Annotated in this window: 16 protein-coding genes; 13 read left to right on the top strand and 3 right to left on the bottom strand. The window is 72.0% G+C overall.

Going from position 1 to position 15,210, the window contains the following annotated elements; genetic code table 11:
• Positions 1-791 precede the first annotated feature (791 nt).
• The 7 genes from DP939_RS12420 to DP939_RS12390 all read left to right on the top strand — a co-directional run bounded on the left by DP939_RS12420 (position 792) and on the right by DP939_RS12390 (position 6,590).
• Positions 792-1,349: an SseB family protein gene (locus DP939_RS12420; RefSeq protein WP_113980826.1), complete on the top strand. Its 558-nt coding sequence runs from the start codon at positions 792-794 to the stop codon at positions 1,347-1,349.
• Positions 1,350-1,912: 563 nt separating this feature from the next.
• Positions 1,913-2,545 carry a prepilin peptidase gene (locus DP939_RS12415; RefSeq protein WP_147267967.1) on the top strand — a complete coding sequence of 211 codons (633 nt, stop codon included), beginning with the start codon at positions 1,913-1,915 and terminating at the stop codon, positions 2,543-2,545.
• Positions 2,546-2,592: 47 nt separating this feature from the next.
• Entirely contained in the window at positions 2,593-3,804 is a 1,212-nt protein-coding gene (gene aroC / locus DP939_RS12410; RefSeq protein WP_113980824.1) for a chorismate synthase, read from the top strand.
• The gene (locus tag DP939_RS12405; RefSeq protein ID WP_113980823.1) at positions 3,801-4,301 is read left to right on the top strand and encodes a shikimate kinase; all 501 of its coding nucleotides are present in this window, start codon (positions 3,801-3,803) and stop codon (positions 4,299-4,301) included. The genes aroC and DP939_RS12405 overlap by 4 nt, the downstream gene beginning before the upstream one ends.
• Positions 4,298-5,374 carry a 3-dehydroquinate synthase gene (gene aroB, locus DP939_RS12400; protein WP_113980822.1) on the top strand — a complete coding sequence of 359 codons (1,077 nt, stop codon included), beginning with the start codon at positions 4,298-4,300 and terminating at the stop codon, positions 5,372-5,374. Before DP939_RS12405 ends, aroB begins: the two co-directional genes overlap by 4 nt.
• Positions 5,371-5,826, top strand: coding sequence for a type II 3-dehydroquinate dehydratase (gene aroQ, locus DP939_RS12395; protein WP_113980821.1), 456 nt, complete (start codon positions 5,371-5,373; stop codon positions 5,824-5,826). Before aroB ends, aroQ begins: the two co-directional genes overlap by 4 nt.
• 2 nt (positions 5,827-5,828) lie before the next feature.
• Positions 5,829-6,590: an SGNH/GDSL hydrolase family protein gene (locus DP939_RS12390; protein ID WP_113980820.1), complete on the top strand. Its 762-nt coding sequence runs from the start codon at positions 5,829-5,831 to the stop codon at positions 6,588-6,590.
• 152 nt (positions 6,591-6,742) lie between these two features.
• Here DP939_RS12390 and DP939_RS12385 read toward each other — a convergent pair whose 3' ends face one another.
• Positions 6,743-8,869: an ATP-dependent DNA helicase gene (locus DP939_RS12385; RefSeq protein ID WP_113981138.1), complete on the bottom strand. Its 2,127-nt coding sequence runs from the start codon at positions 8,867-8,869 to the stop codon at positions 6,743-6,745.
• A gap of 535 nt (positions 8,870-9,404) precedes the next feature.
• Here DP939_RS12385 and DP939_RS46160 point away from each other — a divergent pair.
• Together DP939_RS46160 and DP939_RS12375 are read left to right on the top strand one after the other, a co-directional pair.
• A complete protein-coding gene (locus DP939_RS46160) occupies positions 9,405-10,691 on the top strand; it encodes a hypothetical protein (RefSeq protein WP_158578551.1) in 1,287 nt (428 codons plus the stop codon).
• A 68-nt stretch (positions 10,692-10,759) separates the two neighbouring features.
• Positions 10,760-12,343, top strand: coding sequence for a Na+/H+ antiporter (locus DP939_RS12375; RefSeq protein ID WP_113980819.1), 1,584 nt, complete (start codon positions 10,760-10,762; stop codon positions 12,341-12,343).
• A 40-nt stretch (positions 12,344-12,383) separates the two neighbouring features.
• Here the strand turns inward: DP939_RS12375 and DP939_RS12370 are convergent, their stop codons facing one another.
• Positions 12,384-12,641: a ubiquitin carboxyl-terminal hydrolase 14 gene (locus DP939_RS12370; protein ID WP_113980818.1), complete on the bottom strand. Its 258-nt coding sequence runs from the start codon at positions 12,639-12,641 to the stop codon at positions 12,384-12,386.
• Positions 12,642-12,763: 122 nt separating this feature from the next.
• Between DP939_RS12370 and DP939_RS12365 the strand changes: the two genes are divergently transcribed.
• The 4 genes from DP939_RS12365 to DP939_RS12350 all read left to right on the top strand — a co-directional run bounded on the left by DP939_RS12365 (position 12,764) and on the right by DP939_RS12350 (position 14,358).
• Positions 12,764-13,159 (top strand): hypothetical protein, encoded by a 396-nt coding sequence (locus DP939_RS12365; RefSeq protein ID WP_147267966.1) that lies wholly within the window; start codon positions 12,764-12,766, stop codon positions 13,157-13,159.
• A complete protein-coding gene (locus DP939_RS12360; RefSeq protein ID WP_113980816.1) occupies positions 13,144-13,530 on the top strand; it encodes a hypothetical protein in 387 nt (128 codons plus the stop codon). The genes DP939_RS12365 and DP939_RS12360 overlap by 16 nt, the downstream gene beginning before the upstream one ends.
• Positions 13,531-13,646: 116 nt before the next feature.
• Positions 13,647-14,009, top strand: a complete 363-nt coding sequence (locus DP939_RS12355; RefSeq protein WP_225878200.1) for a YidH family protein — start codon at positions 13,647-13,649, stop codon at positions 14,007-14,009.
• A gap of 1 nt (position 14,010) precedes the next feature.
• Positions 14,011-14,358, top strand: coding sequence for a DUF202 domain-containing protein (locus tag DP939_RS12350; RefSeq protein WP_113980814.1), 348 nt, complete (start codon positions 14,011-14,013; stop codon positions 14,356-14,358).
• Between the two features lie 78 nt (positions 14,359-14,436).
• Here the strand turns inward: DP939_RS12350 and DP939_RS46930 are convergent, their stop codons facing one another.
• On the bottom strand, positions 14,437-15,030 hold the full coding sequence (locus DP939_RS46930) for an aggregation-promoting factor C-terminal-like domain-containing protein (protein ID WP_199565120.1): 594 nt from the start codon (positions 15,028-15,030) through the stop codon (positions 14,437-14,439).
• Positions 15,031-15,210 lie beyond the last annotated feature (180 nt).

Below are 15,210 nucleotides of genomic sequence, written 5' to 3'. Positions count from 1 at the left end.
GTCGTGGGCGTCTCGCGTTCTTCCTGACTCCGCCCCTCAGCGGGGTGTTCGCCGGAGCTTCGGTCGTGGCCGTCTCCCGCCCCTCCTGACCTCACCCCTCAACGGGGCTCTGCGAGAGCTTCGGTCAGGGTCGTCCGGCGTCCTTCCTGGCCCCATCCGTCAACGGGCCCTGCGGGAGCTTCGGTCGTGGCCGTCTTCCGGCTCTTCCTGTCCCCGTCGCTCAGCGGGGTCCTTGCGGGCAGCTTTGGGTCGCGGTGTCACCCGCTTTTCCTGCTCCTGTCCATCGAGGGGCAGCTCGGGTAAGCCTCGGCCGTGGCGGTCTCCCCGCCCTTCCTGACCCATCTGTCAGCGCGTCCTGCGGGAGCCTCGCTCGTCTCCCGGGCTTCCTGACCTCACCCCTCGCCGGGGCTCTGCGAGAGCTTCGGTCGTGGCCGTCTCCCGCCCCTCCTGACCTCACCCCTCAACGGGGCTCTGCGAGAGCTTCGGTCATGGTCGTCTGGCGTCTTTCCTGGCCCATCCGTCAACGGGCTCTGCGGGAGCTTCGGTCGTGGCCGTCTTCCGGCTCCTCCTGTCCCCGTCGCTCAGCGGGGTCCTTGCGGGCAGCTTTGGGTCGCGGCGTCACCCGCTTTTCCCGCTCCTGTTCATCGAGGGGCCGCTCGGGTGCGTCTCGGTCGTGGCCGTGCCCTGCATTGCTTGGCTTTGTCCGGCAATCGCTTTGGTTCCATCTGCCGCCCTGTTCTGGAGCCTGCCTCTCATCGGAGTACCGGTGGGAGCCGGTAGGCTCGCGGAACGTGCCGAGCATTCCGCGCCCACTGCTGCCCGACGACGACGGCGGGACCGACGTCGCGCTCACCGCCGCCCTTCAGGCGCACGCCGAGGGCCATGTCGACGCGCGGGCGGTCATCGCGCCGCTGAGCACCGCGCGGCTGCTGGTGCCGGTGGTCGCCCTGCTCACCGAGGCCGAGGTGGGCGAGCACGGCCTGAAGCAGGAGAAGGAGAGCGAGATCGCGCTGCCCAAGCTGGTCGGGCAGGACGGCAGAGAGGCGGTACTCGCCTTCACCGGGGCCGAGACGCTGGCCCTGTGGCGGCCCGACGCCCGCCCCATCCAGGCCACCGGGCCCCAGGTCTGCCAGGCGGCCCTCCAGGAGCAGGCCGCCGCCGTGATCATCGACGTGGCCGGTCCGGCGAGCTTCGTCATCGAGGGCACCCTCCTGCACACCCTCGCCGCTCTCCACGGCCCGGCCGACCAAATCGCCGGCCGCCTCGCCGCCCACGGCGTCACCACCACGACCGCAGCCCCCGCCCCCTCGCCACCCCGCCGCCGCCGTTTCCCCTGGTCCCGCCGCTGATCAGCCTCCTGGGCGCTCAGCCTCTCCATCACCATGTCGGCGTACATCCCTTCTCCGTGGCCGTAAGGATTCGCCGCGCTCGGCGTCCCTAGTACGCCCGTGGACCACCTCCACATTTCGCCGCTCCGACTGATCCGCGTCGCCTACGGCTGCCATGGATCCCCACCCTGCCGCCGCTGATCACATCGCGACGTTTCCACTGCGACCGTGGATTTGCCTCCACACTTCGCCGCTCCTGATCGCTTCTCCTCGCGTACAGCCGCTGTGCTCTCCCTACCTCGCCGCTGCTGATCACATCGTGGTGCCCGGTACCTCCACCGCCACAGCGGAGTAGATCCCCAGCCGCCGCCACGAAGCGGTGCGCCTCGCTCGGCGTTCCCGCTGCGACCGTGGGCTGTCTCCAGCTTTCGCCGCTCCCGATTGCTCCGCGTCGCGAACGGCCGCCATGGATTCCACCTCGTTGCCGCCTCTCGGGCCCGTCGCTCGCTGGCCGCCGAACCCGCCTCAGGCCGATCATCCCGATCTGGTCCCCGTGCCCTGGGAGGTGGGCTAGGGTCTGGCGGGTGCCGGGTGGTCTGATCATCGGTCTGGGCGCTCTTGTGGCGGTGGTGGCCGGCCTTTGGCAGCGGGCGTCGGTACGGCGGCACGTCGAGGATGGGCCGAATGGTCGGCCCTCCGTCGGGGCGTATGCGGTCGTAACTGCGGTGGCGTTAGCCGGGCCGGCGATACGGTTCGTGCCGCCCTGGGAGTTGGCCGCGTACGGCGTCCTCATGGTCGTCGCAGTGCCGCTCGCCGTGATCGACATCGCCGACCTCCGGCTCCCCGACGAACTGACCATCACCGCGTACGCCGGGGTGACCGTGCTGCTGGCCGTCGAGGCCCTGACGGCCGGGCGTCCCGGGGACCTGCAGCGTGCGGGCGCGGGCGCGTTCGCCCTGGCGGGCTTCTACGCGGTGCTCTTCATCATCCGCCCCGCCGCGCTCGGCCTGGGCGATGTCAAGCTCGCCCTCGCCCTCGGCACCGCGCTCGGCTGGACCGGCTGGGACGCGGTCATCGCCGCCGTCGTGCTCACCCACCTGTCCGCCGCCGTGTACGGCGTGGCGCTGATCGCCGCCCGCCGCGCCCATCGCGGGACCGAAATCCCGTTCGGCCCCTTCATGATCTTCGGCGCGCTGGCCGTTCTGCACGCGTGGTGAGCGGGGTGTGACACCATAACGTGGCGGCGCATGGAAGACTTGTCCCCATGTTGCGCTGGTTGACCGCAGGCGAGTCGCATGGGCCCGAACTCGTCGCGATTCTGGAAGGTTTGCCCGCCGGGGTCGAGGTGACCACCCCCGAGATCGCCGAGGCGCTGCGCCGCCGCCGGCTCGGCCATGGCCGCGGTGCGCGGATGAAGTTCGAGCAGGACGTCGCCACCATCGTCGGCGGCGTGCGGCACGGCCGCACGCTCGGCAGCCCGGTGGCCGTCCGCGTGGGCAACAGTGAGTGGCCGAAGTGGGAGACCGTGATGGCCGCGGACCCCGTCGACCCGGACGTGCTGGCGGGGCAGGCGCGCAACGCGCCGCTGTCGCGGCCCCGGCCCGGCCACGCCGATCTGTCCGGCATGCAGAAGTACGGCTTCGACGACGCCCGCCCCGTTCTCGACCGGGCCAGCGCCCGCGAGACCGCGGCCAGGGTCGCGCTCGGCCAGGTCGCGGTCAACTTCCTGCGCCAGGCGCTGGGCGTGGAGATCGTCAGCCACGTCGTCGGCATCGGCACGGTCGCCGCCCCCGACGGAGTGATCCCCGGCCCGGGCGACCTCGCCGCCGTCGATGACGACCCGGTGCGCTGCTTCGACCCGGAGACCAGCGCGGCCATGATCGAGGAGATCGAGACGGCCCGCAGGGAGGGCGACACGCTGGGCGGCGTGGTCGAGGTCGTCGCGTACGGCCTGCCGCCGGGCCTCGGCAGCTACGTCCACTGGGACCGCAGGCTCGACTCCCGGCTGGCCGGTGCGTTGATGGGCATCCAGGCCATCAAGGGCGTCGCGGTCGGCGACGGCTTCGAGACGGCCAGGCGCAGGGGCTCGCACGCCCACGACGAGATCGTGGGCGAGACCGACGGCGTGCGCCGCATCACCAACCGCGCGGGCGGCATCGAGGGCGGCATGACGAACGGCGAGCCGCTGCGCGTCCGCGCCGCGATGAAGCCGATCTCCACCGTCCCCCGGGCGCTCGCCACCGTCGACGTGCGCACCGGAGAGCCCGCCAAGGCCATCAACCAGCGTTCCGACGTGTGCTCCGTCCCGGCCGCGGGGGTCGTCGCGGAGGCCATGGTCGCCCTGGTGCTGGCCGATGTGGCGCTGGAGAAGTTCGGCGGAGACTCCGTCGAGGAGGTCGCCCGCAACTGCGCCGGCTACCTGTCGGCCATGCTGAAGCCGCCCTACCACGCGGGCGCACAGGAGGCCGCCGAATGACGGTCACCGTGCTCATCGGCCCGCCGGGTTCGGGCAAGACCACCGTGGGGCGGCTGCTCGCCGAACGTCTGGGCGTCGCCTTCCGCGACACCGACGCCGACATCGAGCAGACCACCGGCAAGTCGGTCAGCGACGTCTTCGTCGAGGACGGCGAGGAGCGGTTCCGCGAGCTGGAGGCCATCGCCGTACGCCAGGCGCTGGCCGAGCACGACGGGGTGCTCTCGCTGGGCGGCGGGGCGGTGCTCGCCGAGGAGGTCCAGCGGCTGCTGGACGGCCACACCGTGGTCTATCTGGCGGTCGGCCTGACCCAGGCGGTCCAGCGGGTCGGGCTGGCGTCGGCCCGGCCGCTGCTCGTGCTCAACCCGCGCAGCCGGCTCAAGAAGCTGATGGAAGAACGGCGGCCGATCTACGAGCGGCTGGCCACGATCACCGTGACGACCGACGAGCGGGAGCCCGACGACATCGTGGAAGAGATCGCGAAGGCGGTGGCGCGGTGAGCGCCACCCGCATCACCGTCAAGGGCGACAACCCCTATGACGTGGTGATCGGCACCGGGGTGCTCGGCGAGGCGGCCGGGCTGCTCGGCGACGGCGTGCGCACGGTCGCCGTGGTCCACCCCGGTACGCTCTCCGAGCTGGCCGGGCCGGTCGCCGAGGCCCTTGCCGCGGCGGGCTACGAGGTCGTGCCGCTGCCCGTCCCGGACGGCGAGCGGGCCAAGACCCCGCAGGTGGCCGCCGAGCTGTGGTCGGCCTTCGGCCGGCACGGCATGACACGCTCCGACGCGGTGGTGGGCGTGGGCGGCGGCGCCTGCACCGACCTCGCCGGGTTCGCGGCGGCCACCTGGCTGCGCGGCGTCAAGGTCGTCCTCGTGCCGACCACGCTGCTGGCCATGGTCGACGCCGCGGTGGGCGGCAAGACCGGCATCAACACCCCCGAGGGCAAGAACCTCGTGGGCGCCTTCTACCCGCCCGCCGGGGTGCTGTGCGACCTCGCCACGCTGGCGTCGGTGCCGCGCGACGACTACGTCGCCGGGCTCGCCGAAGTGATCAAGGGCGGCTTCATCGCCGACCCCGAGATCCTTTCGCTGATCGAAGAGGACCCGGCCGGGGCCGCCACTCCGGAGGGCCCGCACACCCGCGCGCTGATCGAGCGCAAGGTCCAGGTCAAGGCCGACGTGGTGGGCGCCGACCTGCGGGAGTCGGGGCTGCGCGAGATCCTCAACTACGGCCACACCCTGGCCCACGCGATCGAGCGCGCCGAAGACTACCGGATCAGGCACGGCGAGGCCGTCGCGATCGGCATGGTCTACGCGGCCGAGCTGTCCCGCCTGGACGGGCGCATCGGCGCCGACCTCGTCGAGCGCACCCGCGCCATCCTCACCTCGGTCGGCCTGCCCACCTCCTACCGCCGCGACGCCTGGCCCGAGCTAAGCGACCACATGCGGCTGGACAAGAAGAACCGCGGCGCCAAGCGGCGTTTCGTCGTCCTTGACGGCCTGGCCGAGGTCGGCAGGCTGGAAGACCCCTCACCCGAGCTGCTGACCGCCGCGTACCAGGAGGTGGCACGATGACCACCGTGTTCGTGCTCAATGGCCCCAACCTCGGCCGCCTCGGCCGCCGCGAACCCGAGGTCTACGGCGCGCAGACGTACGACGACCTCGTGGTGCTGTGCCAGAAGACCGGGCAGCGGCTCGGCCTGGACGTCGAGGTCAGGCAGACCGACAGCGAGGCTGAGCTGATCGGCTGGCTGCACGAGGCCGCCGACGGCCAGGTCCCGGTGGTGCTCAATCCGGCCGCCTTCACCCACTACTCCTACGCCGTGCGCGACGCCGTGTCCCAGCGCACCGCGCCGCTGATCGAGGTGCACATCTCCAACCCGGCGGCCCGCGAGGAGTTCCGGCACACCTCGGTGGTCTCGGGGGTGGCCAGCGGCACGATCGCCGGTTTCGGGCTCACCTCTTACGTGCTGGCCCTGCACGCACTCGCCGATGCCGAGTCCGAGTCCGAGTCCGAACCGGCCTGACCGTGGGGTCTTACGGTTCGTTCGTCGCGATCGGCGACAGTTTCACCGAAGGGCTGAGCGACCCGGGGCCCGGCGGCGGTTTCCGCGGCTGGGCCGACCGGGTGGCCGAGCACCTGGCCCGGCTGGACCCCGGCTTCCGCTACGCCAACCTCGCGGTGCGCGGCAGGCTGCTCGACCAGGTGGTGAACGAGCAGGTGCCGAAGGCCATCGCGATGCGCCCGGAGCTGATCTCCTTCTGCGCGGGCGGCAACGACCTGCTGCGGCCGGGGTGCGACCCCGACGCGATGGCCAAGACGTTTGCCCGGGCCGTACGCGACCTTCGGGAGAGCGGGGCCGAGGTGGTCCTGTTCACCGGCGTCGATCCGCGCGACACGCCGGTGATGCGGCGGATGCGCGGCCGGTTCGCGATCTTCTACCTGCACGTGCGTTCCATCGCCGACCTGTACGGCTGCCACCTGGTGGACACCTGGTCGATGCAGGGCCTGCGCGACTGGCGGGCCTGGCACGAGGACCGGCTGCACATGAACGCGGATGGCCACCGCCTGGTCGCCGCCCGCGTACTGGACGTCCTCGGCGTCCCCGGCGAGGACTCCTGGCGCGAACACTGGCCGCCCCGCGAGCTGACCGACCCGCGAGTCCGACGCCGCGAGGACGCCGAATGGCTGCGCCGCCACCTCCTCCCCTGGATCGGCCGCCGCCTGTCCGGCACCTCCTCCGGCGACGGCATCGCCGCCAAGCGCCCGGATCTGACCCCTTACGTCTGACCGGTCGCGGGTGCGGCGTTGTGAGGACGCCGGGTGGCTGTGTCGGCGCCTGTTGCCTTGGATCGGCCGGCGTCGGTCGGGGACGCCCTCTGGTGACGGCATTGCCGCCATGCGCCCGGGCCTCGCCTTCCACGCCTGAGATTCGGGCGGGATCAGCCGGTGGCGAGGCGCTTGAGTGCGCCGCGGACCAGTGCCGGGTCGTTGGTGCTCCAGAACGGGGGGAGGGAGGCGCGCAGGAAGCTGCCGTAGCGGGCCGTTTCCAGGCGTGGGTCGAGGATGGCGACCACGCCCTTGTCGGTCTGTGACCGCAGCAGCCGGCCCGCGCCCTGGGCGAGCAGTAGAGCCGCGTGGGTGGCCGCCACCGACATGAACCCGTTGCCGCCCTTGGCCGCAACGTGGCGCTGCCTGGCGGAGGTGAGCGGGTCGTCGGGCCGGGGGAAGGGGATCCGGTCGATGATCACCAGGCGGAGGGACGGCCCCGGTACGTCCACCCCCTGCCACAGTGACAGCGTGCCGAACAGGCAGGTCGGCTCGTCCTCGGCGAACTGCTTGACCAGCAGCATCGTGGAGTCGTCGCCCTGGCACAGCAGCGGGAAGTCGAGCCGGTCGCGCAGTGCCTCGGTGGCGGCCTTGGCGGCGCGCATCGAGGAGAACAGCCCGAGGGTGCGCCCGCCCGCCGCCTCGATCAACTCGGCGATCTCGTCCAGGTAGGGCTGCGGCAGGCCGTCCCGGCCCGGCTGGGGCAGGTGCTTGGCGACGTAGAGGATGCCGCTGCGGGGATGGTCGAACGGCGAGCCGACGTCGAGGCCGGTCCAGCCCGCGCCCTTGGTCTCGGCCCCGCCGTCCGCGGCGGCGGGCTCACCGAGCCCCCACTGGCGGGCCAGCCCGTCGAAGGAGCCGCCGAGGGCGAGCGTCGCGGAGGTCAGCACCACCGTGCGGTCGCCGAACAGGTTGTCCCGCAGCATCCCGGCGACCGACAGCGGGGCGACGCGCAGCGTGGCCGGGCGGCGGTCGGTGGCCTCAAGCAGCCAGACCACCTCGGCCCGGTCGATCTCCCGCTCGTGGCCGTAGGCGTCGAGCATCCGCTGCGCGGTGTCGTGGACCTCGTCGAGCGCGTTGAACGCGGCCTTGCGCAGGCCCATCTCCTCGGCGTCCTTGCCCGCGTCGCGGGCCGCGCCCCCGGACCGGTCGCCGCCGCGCGGGCCGAGGGCGGTGATGCAGGCGGCGGCGGAGTCGCGTACCAGCGCGAGCGTCGTGCCCAGCACCGGCGGCAGGTCGTCCACCCGGCCGGCGGGCGCGGCGCCGAGCAGCGCCTCCAGCGTCTCACCGGCCTCCTGCAGGCGGTCGGCGGTGGCCTGCTCGATGAGCTTGGCCACCCGGCGCACGGCCAGGCCGACCGCCGCGCCGGACAACTCGTCGGTCACCACCGAGGTGACCCGGTCGACCAGCTCGTGCGCCTCGTCCACGACCACCACGTCGTGCTCGGGGAGCACCTCGAACTCCTCCATGGCGTCGATGGCCAGCAGCGCGTGGTTGGTGACCACGACGTCGACCTTGCCCGCGCGCTCCCTGGCCAGCTCGGCGAAGCACTCGGCCCCGCTCGGGCAGCGCTGCGCGCCCAGGCACTCCCTGGCGCTCACCGAGAACTGCCGCCACGCCTGCTCGTTGACCCCGGGCACCAGCTCGTCGCGGTCGCCGGTCTCGGTGGTCTCGGCCCACTCCTGGATGCGCTGCACCATGCGGCCGGTGGCGCTCACCTCGCGGGGGTCGAAGAGCTGGTCGGGCTCGTCTTCGGGCCAGCCCGCGGTGACCTTGTAGCGGCACAGGTAGTTACGGCGGCCCTTGAGGATCGCGAAGTCGGGCTTGTGCGGCAGCTCGGGGGCCAGCGCGTCGGCCAGCCGGGGCAGGTCGCGATCGACGAGCTGGCGCTGCAGCGCGATGGTCGCGGTGGAGACCACGACGGCCGAACCGGAGATCATCGCCTGCCGGATCGCGGGCACGAGGTAGGCCAGCGACTTGCCGGTGCCGGTGCCCGCCTGTACCGCGACGTGGTCGCCCGCGTCGATGGCCCGCTGGACCGACTGCGCCATCCGCACCTGGCCGGGGCGCTCACTGCCGCCGAGCGCGCGCACGGCCACGCTGAGCAGATCGGTGGTGGACGGCAGCGCGGGGCCGTCGCCCTCGCCCGACCTGCCCTTGGCGGACTTGCCCGGCTTACCGGCGTTACCGGACTTGCCGGGCTTCGCTGGCTTGTCCGGCGCATCGGCGTCAACGGGCATGGCGGGCACGGCTCCGGCCTCGTCGGTCGCTACCGTTGCGAGGGCGTCACCTGAGGTCTGGTCGGGTGCGATCTGGTCGGGCACGGCAGTCAACGCTACCTGCTCGCCGGGCCGCCCGTGCCGCTCTGTGGATGAAGCCCGGCCGCCGCCGCAAGCCTGTGGACAACCGCCAAGAGCCCCGCCGCGACGTACGGATGGGGGTGCCTTTGCGGCGTTCACCGGACGTGGACGGGAGGCGGCGTGGCACACTTGCGGCAAGTCCCGTACGGCGTCTCCACCGGGAAGGGGAAGGTATGTCTGATCTTCGTTCTGTATCCTGGTGGGGTCAGCGGGGATGGCGAGAACGCCGGTTCGGTAGGGTTTTCCGGGGTCGAGTGGACGAATAAAGGCTGGTTAAAGCACTATGTCCTCCATGTCGGAAGTTGTCCCGTTGCCGTCGTTCGGTGAGGTTTTCTTTGATTCGCGTGGTCAGGAGCGGGTGCTCCGGGTCACGTGGCACGACGGAACCCTTGTACTGAGCCTCTGGCGGGGAGAGATGTGCACCGCCAGTTTCCGCATGCCGCTGGAAGACGTCGGCCGTCTGATCGACACCCTTGACGACGGCTACGTCGAGGCCGGGGGCGACCAGTTGGTCGAGTCCGGTCAGCATGCCGTACAGCCCCAGGAGGGCGAGCACTACTCCGGCGACTATCCCGAGACGGGCCACTACGCCCGCCCCCGGCAGGACGACTATCCCGCCGAATACCAGGGCGGCGAGTACCAGGCCGCCGAGTACCACGGTGGCGAGGACGACTACCAGGGCGGCCACTATCCGGAGCAGGAGACGCAGGTCGCGTCCCCGCCCATGGCCGAGGAGCGCCCGCAGCGCGGCGGCGGCCCGAGCGACGTGCTCGTCGCGCGCGGCACGCCCGGTCCGGACAAGCTGGTGGCGAGCTACAACACCACCTCCGATGCCGTGCCCAGGGAAAACCTGATCGTCGGCGACTCCCTCCCATACGGCCGCCAGCCCGACCCGGCGTACCAAGACCCTGGCTACCAGGACCCGGCGTACCAGGAACCTGGCTATCAGGACACGGGCTACCACGGAGACACCGGCTACCAGACCGCTCCCGATCTGGGATACGGCGGCGGGCCCGACCTGGCCTACCAGTCCGACACCGGCTACCAGACCGCTCCCGACGCGGGCTACACGGCCGGCGGCGACACCGGATATCAGACCGCGCCTGACACGGGCTATGCCGGTGGCGGCGACACGGGCTACCAGCCCCTGCCCGATCCCGGATACGCGGAGGGCCGGGAGACCGGCTACCCGACCGCCCCGCCGGGCGGCACCCGGCGCGGCCGGGGCTCGGGCGGCCCCGCGACCGACCCTTACGGCTTCTCCGCCTCCGAGGTGGACGACCACGCGGCCTACGCCGAGCCGGCCCAGCCGCCCCCGGGACAGGGCGACTACGTCGACCGCTACGGCACCCAGCCCGACGCCTACGCCGCCGAGCAGTACTCCACGTCGCCCGACCAGCACGGCAGGCAGATCCCGCACCCCGACCCGTACGGCACGTCCGGCTACGCCGACGACGACCCCGGCTACGGCGGCGGCGGTGGTGAGCGCGGCCGGCGCTACCACGACGACGACCCCCAGGGTTATTCAGGAGTCGACCCGGACGACCCGCTCGGCATCGGCGCCCAGGCCCGTCCCGAGGGCGACGACTACTACCAGCCCGACGCCCAGCCCCCACGTCCCTACGACTCCCTCTACGCCACCGGCGAGCGGCTGCGCCCCGAACAGGGCCACGACCCCCGCGACGAGCGACGCGACTGGTAGCGGGCGCGCCGGGGGCCTGCCGGGCGGGCGGGTCGTAATCTGATCTCCGACGAGGCGTTGGAGGTCATGTGGACGCTGCGACGGGGTTGCGCCTGCTCGCTCTCGCCGCCGGGGCGATAGCGCTGGCCGCCATTGCCAGGCGGCGGGGCTGGCCCGCGCCGCTGGTGCTGGTGGCGGCGGGGTTGCTGGTGTCGTTCGTGCCCGGCGTGCCGGTGTACCGGCTGGACCCGGAGATCGTGCTGCTGGTGTTCCTGCCCCCGCTGCTCTACTCCGCCGCCCTGGACAGCTCCTTCCTGCGGCTGCGCGACTTCAAGCGCGCGGTGGGCCTGCTGTCGGTGGGCCTGGTGCTGTTCACCACGCTGGCGATCGGCCTGGTCATGCACCTGCTGATCCCGCAGCTCGACCTGGCCGCCGCCTTCGCGCTGGGCGCGATCGTCGCGCCGCCCGACGCCGTGGCCGCCGTGGCGGTGGCCAGACGGCTCGGGCTGCCCCGGCGCATGATCACCATCCTGGTCGGCGAGAGCCTGTTCAACGACGCCACCGCCCTGACGGTCTACCGGGTGGCCGTCGCCGCCGCGATGGGCCAGGGCATCACCCTGCTCGGCGGGATGCTCGATTTCCTGATCGCGGCCGTCGGTGGCGTGCTGATCGGCCTGGCCGTCGCCTGGGCGCTGGGCTGGGTCCTGGAACGCATCAGAGATCCCCTGGTCGAGAACACGATCATACTGCTCATCCCGTTCGGCGCCTACCTGGCGGCCGAGGCGGTGCACGCGTCCGGGGTGATCTCCGTCGTGATCGTCGGCCTGTACATCGGCCATCGGATGCACCGCGCCGGGTTCGGCACGCGGCTGCTGTCCGACGCGCTGTGGCGGGTGATCGACTTCTTCCTGGAGACGATCGTGTTCGCGCTGATCGGGCTGCAACTGCACAGCATCGTCAGCGACGCGCTCAAGGTCCACGACCCGTGGACGCTCGCCGGTTACGCCCTGGCGATCTTCGGGACGGCGGTGGCGACCCGGTTCGTCTGGATGGTGCCCGCCGCGGCGCTGCCGCCCGTCCTGTCGAAGAAGGTCCGCGAACGCGAAGGGCCGATGTCCCTCTCCCGGACCGTGGCGGTGTCCTGGGCGGGGATGCGCGGCGTGGTGTCGCTGGCCGCCGCGTTCGCGCTGCCGGAGGACATGGAGGGACGCGCGCTGCTGCTCTTCCTCACGTTCGCGGTGGTGATCGGCACGCTGCTGGTACAGGGGCTCACGTTCCCCGCGCTGATCCGGTGGCTCAAGATCACCAGTGATCGCGAGGTGTACGACGACAACCTCGCCGAGGCCGCCGCGCAGCAGGCCGCCGCCACGGCCGCGCTGGCCACCCTGCCCGACGAGGCCACCGCCAGTCCCGTCCACGCGGAGGTGATCGGCCAGCTCCGGGCCAAGGAGGAGCGCCGCACACTGAACGCCTGGGAGCGGCTCGGCGGCGGCACCGGCCAGGAGGGCGAGGAGACCCCGGGCGCGGCCTACCGGCGCATGCGCCGCGAGATGCTCACCGCCGAGCGCGAGGTGTTCGTCCGGCTGCGCGACGAGCGGCGCATCGACGATGAGGTACTCCGCCGCGTGATGCAGGAACTGGACTTCGAGGAGGCCATCCTGGAACGCGACTGACCTGTGACACGACCTGTGACACGACCTGGCCGGGCCCAGGTCAGCCGATCGACTGGTCGACGAAGCACCAGCGCCATTCCTCGCCCGGCTCGAACGACCGGATGACCGGATGGCCCGTCTCGTTGAAATGCGCCGTGGCGTGCCGCAGAGGCGAGGAGTCACAACACCCGATATGGCCGCATTCCAGGCAGCGCCGCAGGTGGACCCAGCGAGCACCGACCTTCAGGCACTCCTCGCACCCCTCCGGCGTGCGCGCCGCCGGATCGTCTGCCACCACCATGTGCTCACACGTGGACATGATCCCCCCTCATGGCTGCCCGTTCTCTCACTTCAAATCGATCCTAGTTTCTAGAGCCGTATGTGATACCGGGAGTCTCTTCGTCACCACACGCGGGAAGCGGCTTGGGTAGGGTCTCAGTCATGCGACTCATTCCCCGCGTGGTCCTTCCCCTCTCCGCCGTGGCCGTCTTACTGACCGGGTGCGGTGAGCTACAGGAGGTCAGCGGCACGGTCGACAAGGCCCAGGCGTGTCTGGAGGCGACCAAGGTCGCCGGTGAGATCGCGTCCAAGGCGGTGAGCCTGGCCAACAACCCCCAGGAGCTGGAGAAGGCCCTCAACGACGCGGCCACCAAGCTGGAGGACAGCGCGGCCAAGGCGGGTGACACGACCCTGCGAGAGGCGATGGAGGGGCTGGCCAAGTCCTACCAGAGCCTCGACATCAGCGACGTCAACTCGGCGATCGACGCCGCGCAGCGGGCCGCCGCCGACACCGCCAAGTACCTCGGCGACATCACCCGCGCGTGCGGCGGTTCGTGACCCGCGCGTTCGTCCCCGCCGCCGTTCTGCTGGTGCTGAGCGTGGCCGGGTGCGGTGAGGTGGGGGAGGTCGGCGGGGCGCTGGCCCGCGTCCAGGCGTGCGACGAGGCGGTCGCCATCGCCAAGCAGACTCCGGAGGAGATCCAGGGCCGCGCCCCAGCGGAGGTGGAGAAGCGCCTGGAGCAGGCGGCCGGCCGGCTCGACGACGTCGCCGAGAAGGCGGGGGAGAAGACGCTGCGCGAGGCGCTGGAGGGGCTGGCCACCGCCTACCGCGGGCAGGAGGTCGCCGATTCGGCGCGGGCCGGCCGCGAGGTGGCCGCCACCACCGCGAAGTACCTGCAGGTGATCGCCGCCGCCTGCGTGATGGACTGACGCTATCCCGGGTTTTCTAGGGGAAATGTGGCGGAAATAGCCTTTCTGGTATGAACGCTCAAGGATCGCGGGGGACCCGGGGGCCTCACCCCGATCCCGCGCACACTGCGCAAACAGTGCATACCACGCATACCGCGCAAACCACGCCGGACAGGGAGCCGGACCCGCGGTTCACCCTGGCCAACGAGCGCACGTTCCTGACCTGGCTCAGCACCTCGCTGGCGCTCAGCGCGGGAGGCGTGGCGATGGCCGCGGTCCCGGCCGCGTCGTTCACGCCCTGGCTGCGCATGGTCATGGCGATCGTCCTGGTCATGCTGGCGGCGGTGGCGGCGGGCATGGCCTATCCGCGCTGGCGGCGCGTGCAGCACGCGCTGCGCACCGCCAGGCCGCTGCCGCCGCCCGCCCTCGCGGCCGTGTTCGGGTACGGCGTGGCGGCGGTCGCCGTACTGGCCCTGGTCCTCATCCTGCTCGCGCTCTGACATGCCGCGACCGCTGTGGGACGAGGGGCTGCAGAGCGAGCGGACCAGGCTGGCCTGGGTGCGTACCGCGACCGTGCTGGCCGCGGGCGGGCTCGGGGCCGCCGGGATGGTCCTGCGAACCGGCGCGAGCCCGCTGTCCGCCGCCGCGTTCGTGCTGGCCACGCTGTTCGGGGGCGTGCTGCTCGCCCGTACGGGCGTGCGCTACCGGCGCGTCCAGCGCGCGCTGCACGAAGGACACCCGCTCGGCCACCGGTCGGACGCCCTGCTGGCCTGGTACGGCGTGCTCGCCGTGGCCGCGGGCGCGGCCGTGTTCGTGGTGGCCGAGTCGGCCGCCCTGCTGACCCGTTAGGGCGAGGGCGGGCCGACTCCGGCCGGCCCCGCGGGGCACCGCCGCGGGAGCGCGCCCTTCCCCTGGGCGCTCCCGGCGTCAGTACCAGTTGTGGGCGCGGAAGTGGCCCCACGCGCCGCACGGCGAGCCGTACCGGCCCTTGATGTAGGTGAGGCCCCAGCGAATCTGGGTGACGGGGTTGGACCGCCAGTCCCAGCCGGCGCCCGCCATCTTGGTGGCGGGCAGGGCCTGCGGGATGCCGTACGCCCCCGAGGAGCTGTTGGTGGCGCGGTGGTTCCAGTTGCTCTCCCTGGTCCACAGGCTGTCCAGGCAGCGGAACTGCCGTACGGTCCAGGCGCGCTGCACGACGATGCGGAAGGCGATGGCCTTGTTCTTGATCGCCGGTACCTGGACCCTCGCCCTCGGCCTGGCCGAGGTGGTCCATCTTCGCTTGTAGACCTGCTCCGGGGTGACCTGCGGCACGTGCGGCACCTCCGGCTCGTAGACGGTCTCCTGGTAGGTGTCGTCCTCGTAGGCGGCCGGGTCGAGCGTGGGCGGTTCCTGCCGGTTGGATTCGGCGTCGGTCCTGTCGAGGTCTCTGTCGGCCTGGGCGGGGGTGGCGTGGCCTCCGGTGATGGTCACCGCGGCGAGCAGGGTCGCCGCGGCGTTTCTCAGTGCTCGGTAGCTGTCCACTTGGGTCCTTGTCGTCGGGTCGCGTGCGGGGGCACGCGGGCGCCCGGACGTTCCCGTGCACCCGCGTGCGCCACCCGTCCGCGCCCGTGGTTTCGGGCGAGGCGGGCCCGCGTGGCCGGCCGGACCTTGACACCTCTCGCGAAGGTGTTCCGGAAGGCGCCGCGACGGATTCCTCTCAAG

It is taken from the genome of Spongiactinospora rosea, from assembly GCF_003315795.1.
Lineage (GTDB): Bacteria > Actinomycetota > Actinomycetes > Streptosporangiales > Streptosporangiaceae > Spongiactinospora > Spongiactinospora rosea.
Note: the sequence above shows the minus strand (reverse complement) of the source record. Positions and strands in the feature narration are given on the sequence as shown.

Excerpts from the sequence above, each read along its gene's own strand:
- DP939_RS12405 (WP_113980823.1), top strand. The coding sequence starts at position 3,801 with ATGACGGTCACCGTGCTCATCGGCCCGCCGGGTTCGGGCAAGACCACC.
- DP939_RS12370 (WP_113980818.1), bottom strand. The coding sequence starts at position 12,641 with ATGTCCACGTGTGAGCACATGGTGGTGGCAGACGATCCGGCGGCGCGC.
- aroC (WP_113980824.1), top strand. The coding sequence starts at position 2,593 with ATGTTGCGCTGGTTGACCGCAGGCGAGTCGCATGGGCCCGAACTCGTC.
- DP939_RS46160 (WP_158578551.1), top strand. The coding sequence starts at position 9,405 with ATGTGCACCGCCAGTTTCCGCATGCCGCTGGAAGACGTCGGCCGTCTG.
- aroQ (WP_113980821.1), top strand. The coding sequence starts at position 5,371 with ATGACCACCGTGTTCGTGCTCAATGGCCCCAACCTCGGCCGCCTCGGC.
- DP939_RS12350 (WP_113980814.1), top strand. The coding sequence starts at position 14,011 with ATGCCGCGACCGCTGTGGGACGAGGGGCTGCAGAGCGAGCGGACCAGG.
- DP939_RS12385 (WP_113981138.1), bottom strand. The coding sequence starts at position 8,869 with ATGCCCGTTGACGCCGATGCGCCGGACAAGCCAGCGAAGCCCGGCAAG.
- DP939_RS12365 (WP_147267966.1), top strand. The coding sequence starts at position 12,764 with ATGCGACTCATTCCCCGCGTGGTCCTTCCCCTCTCCGCCGTGGCCGTC.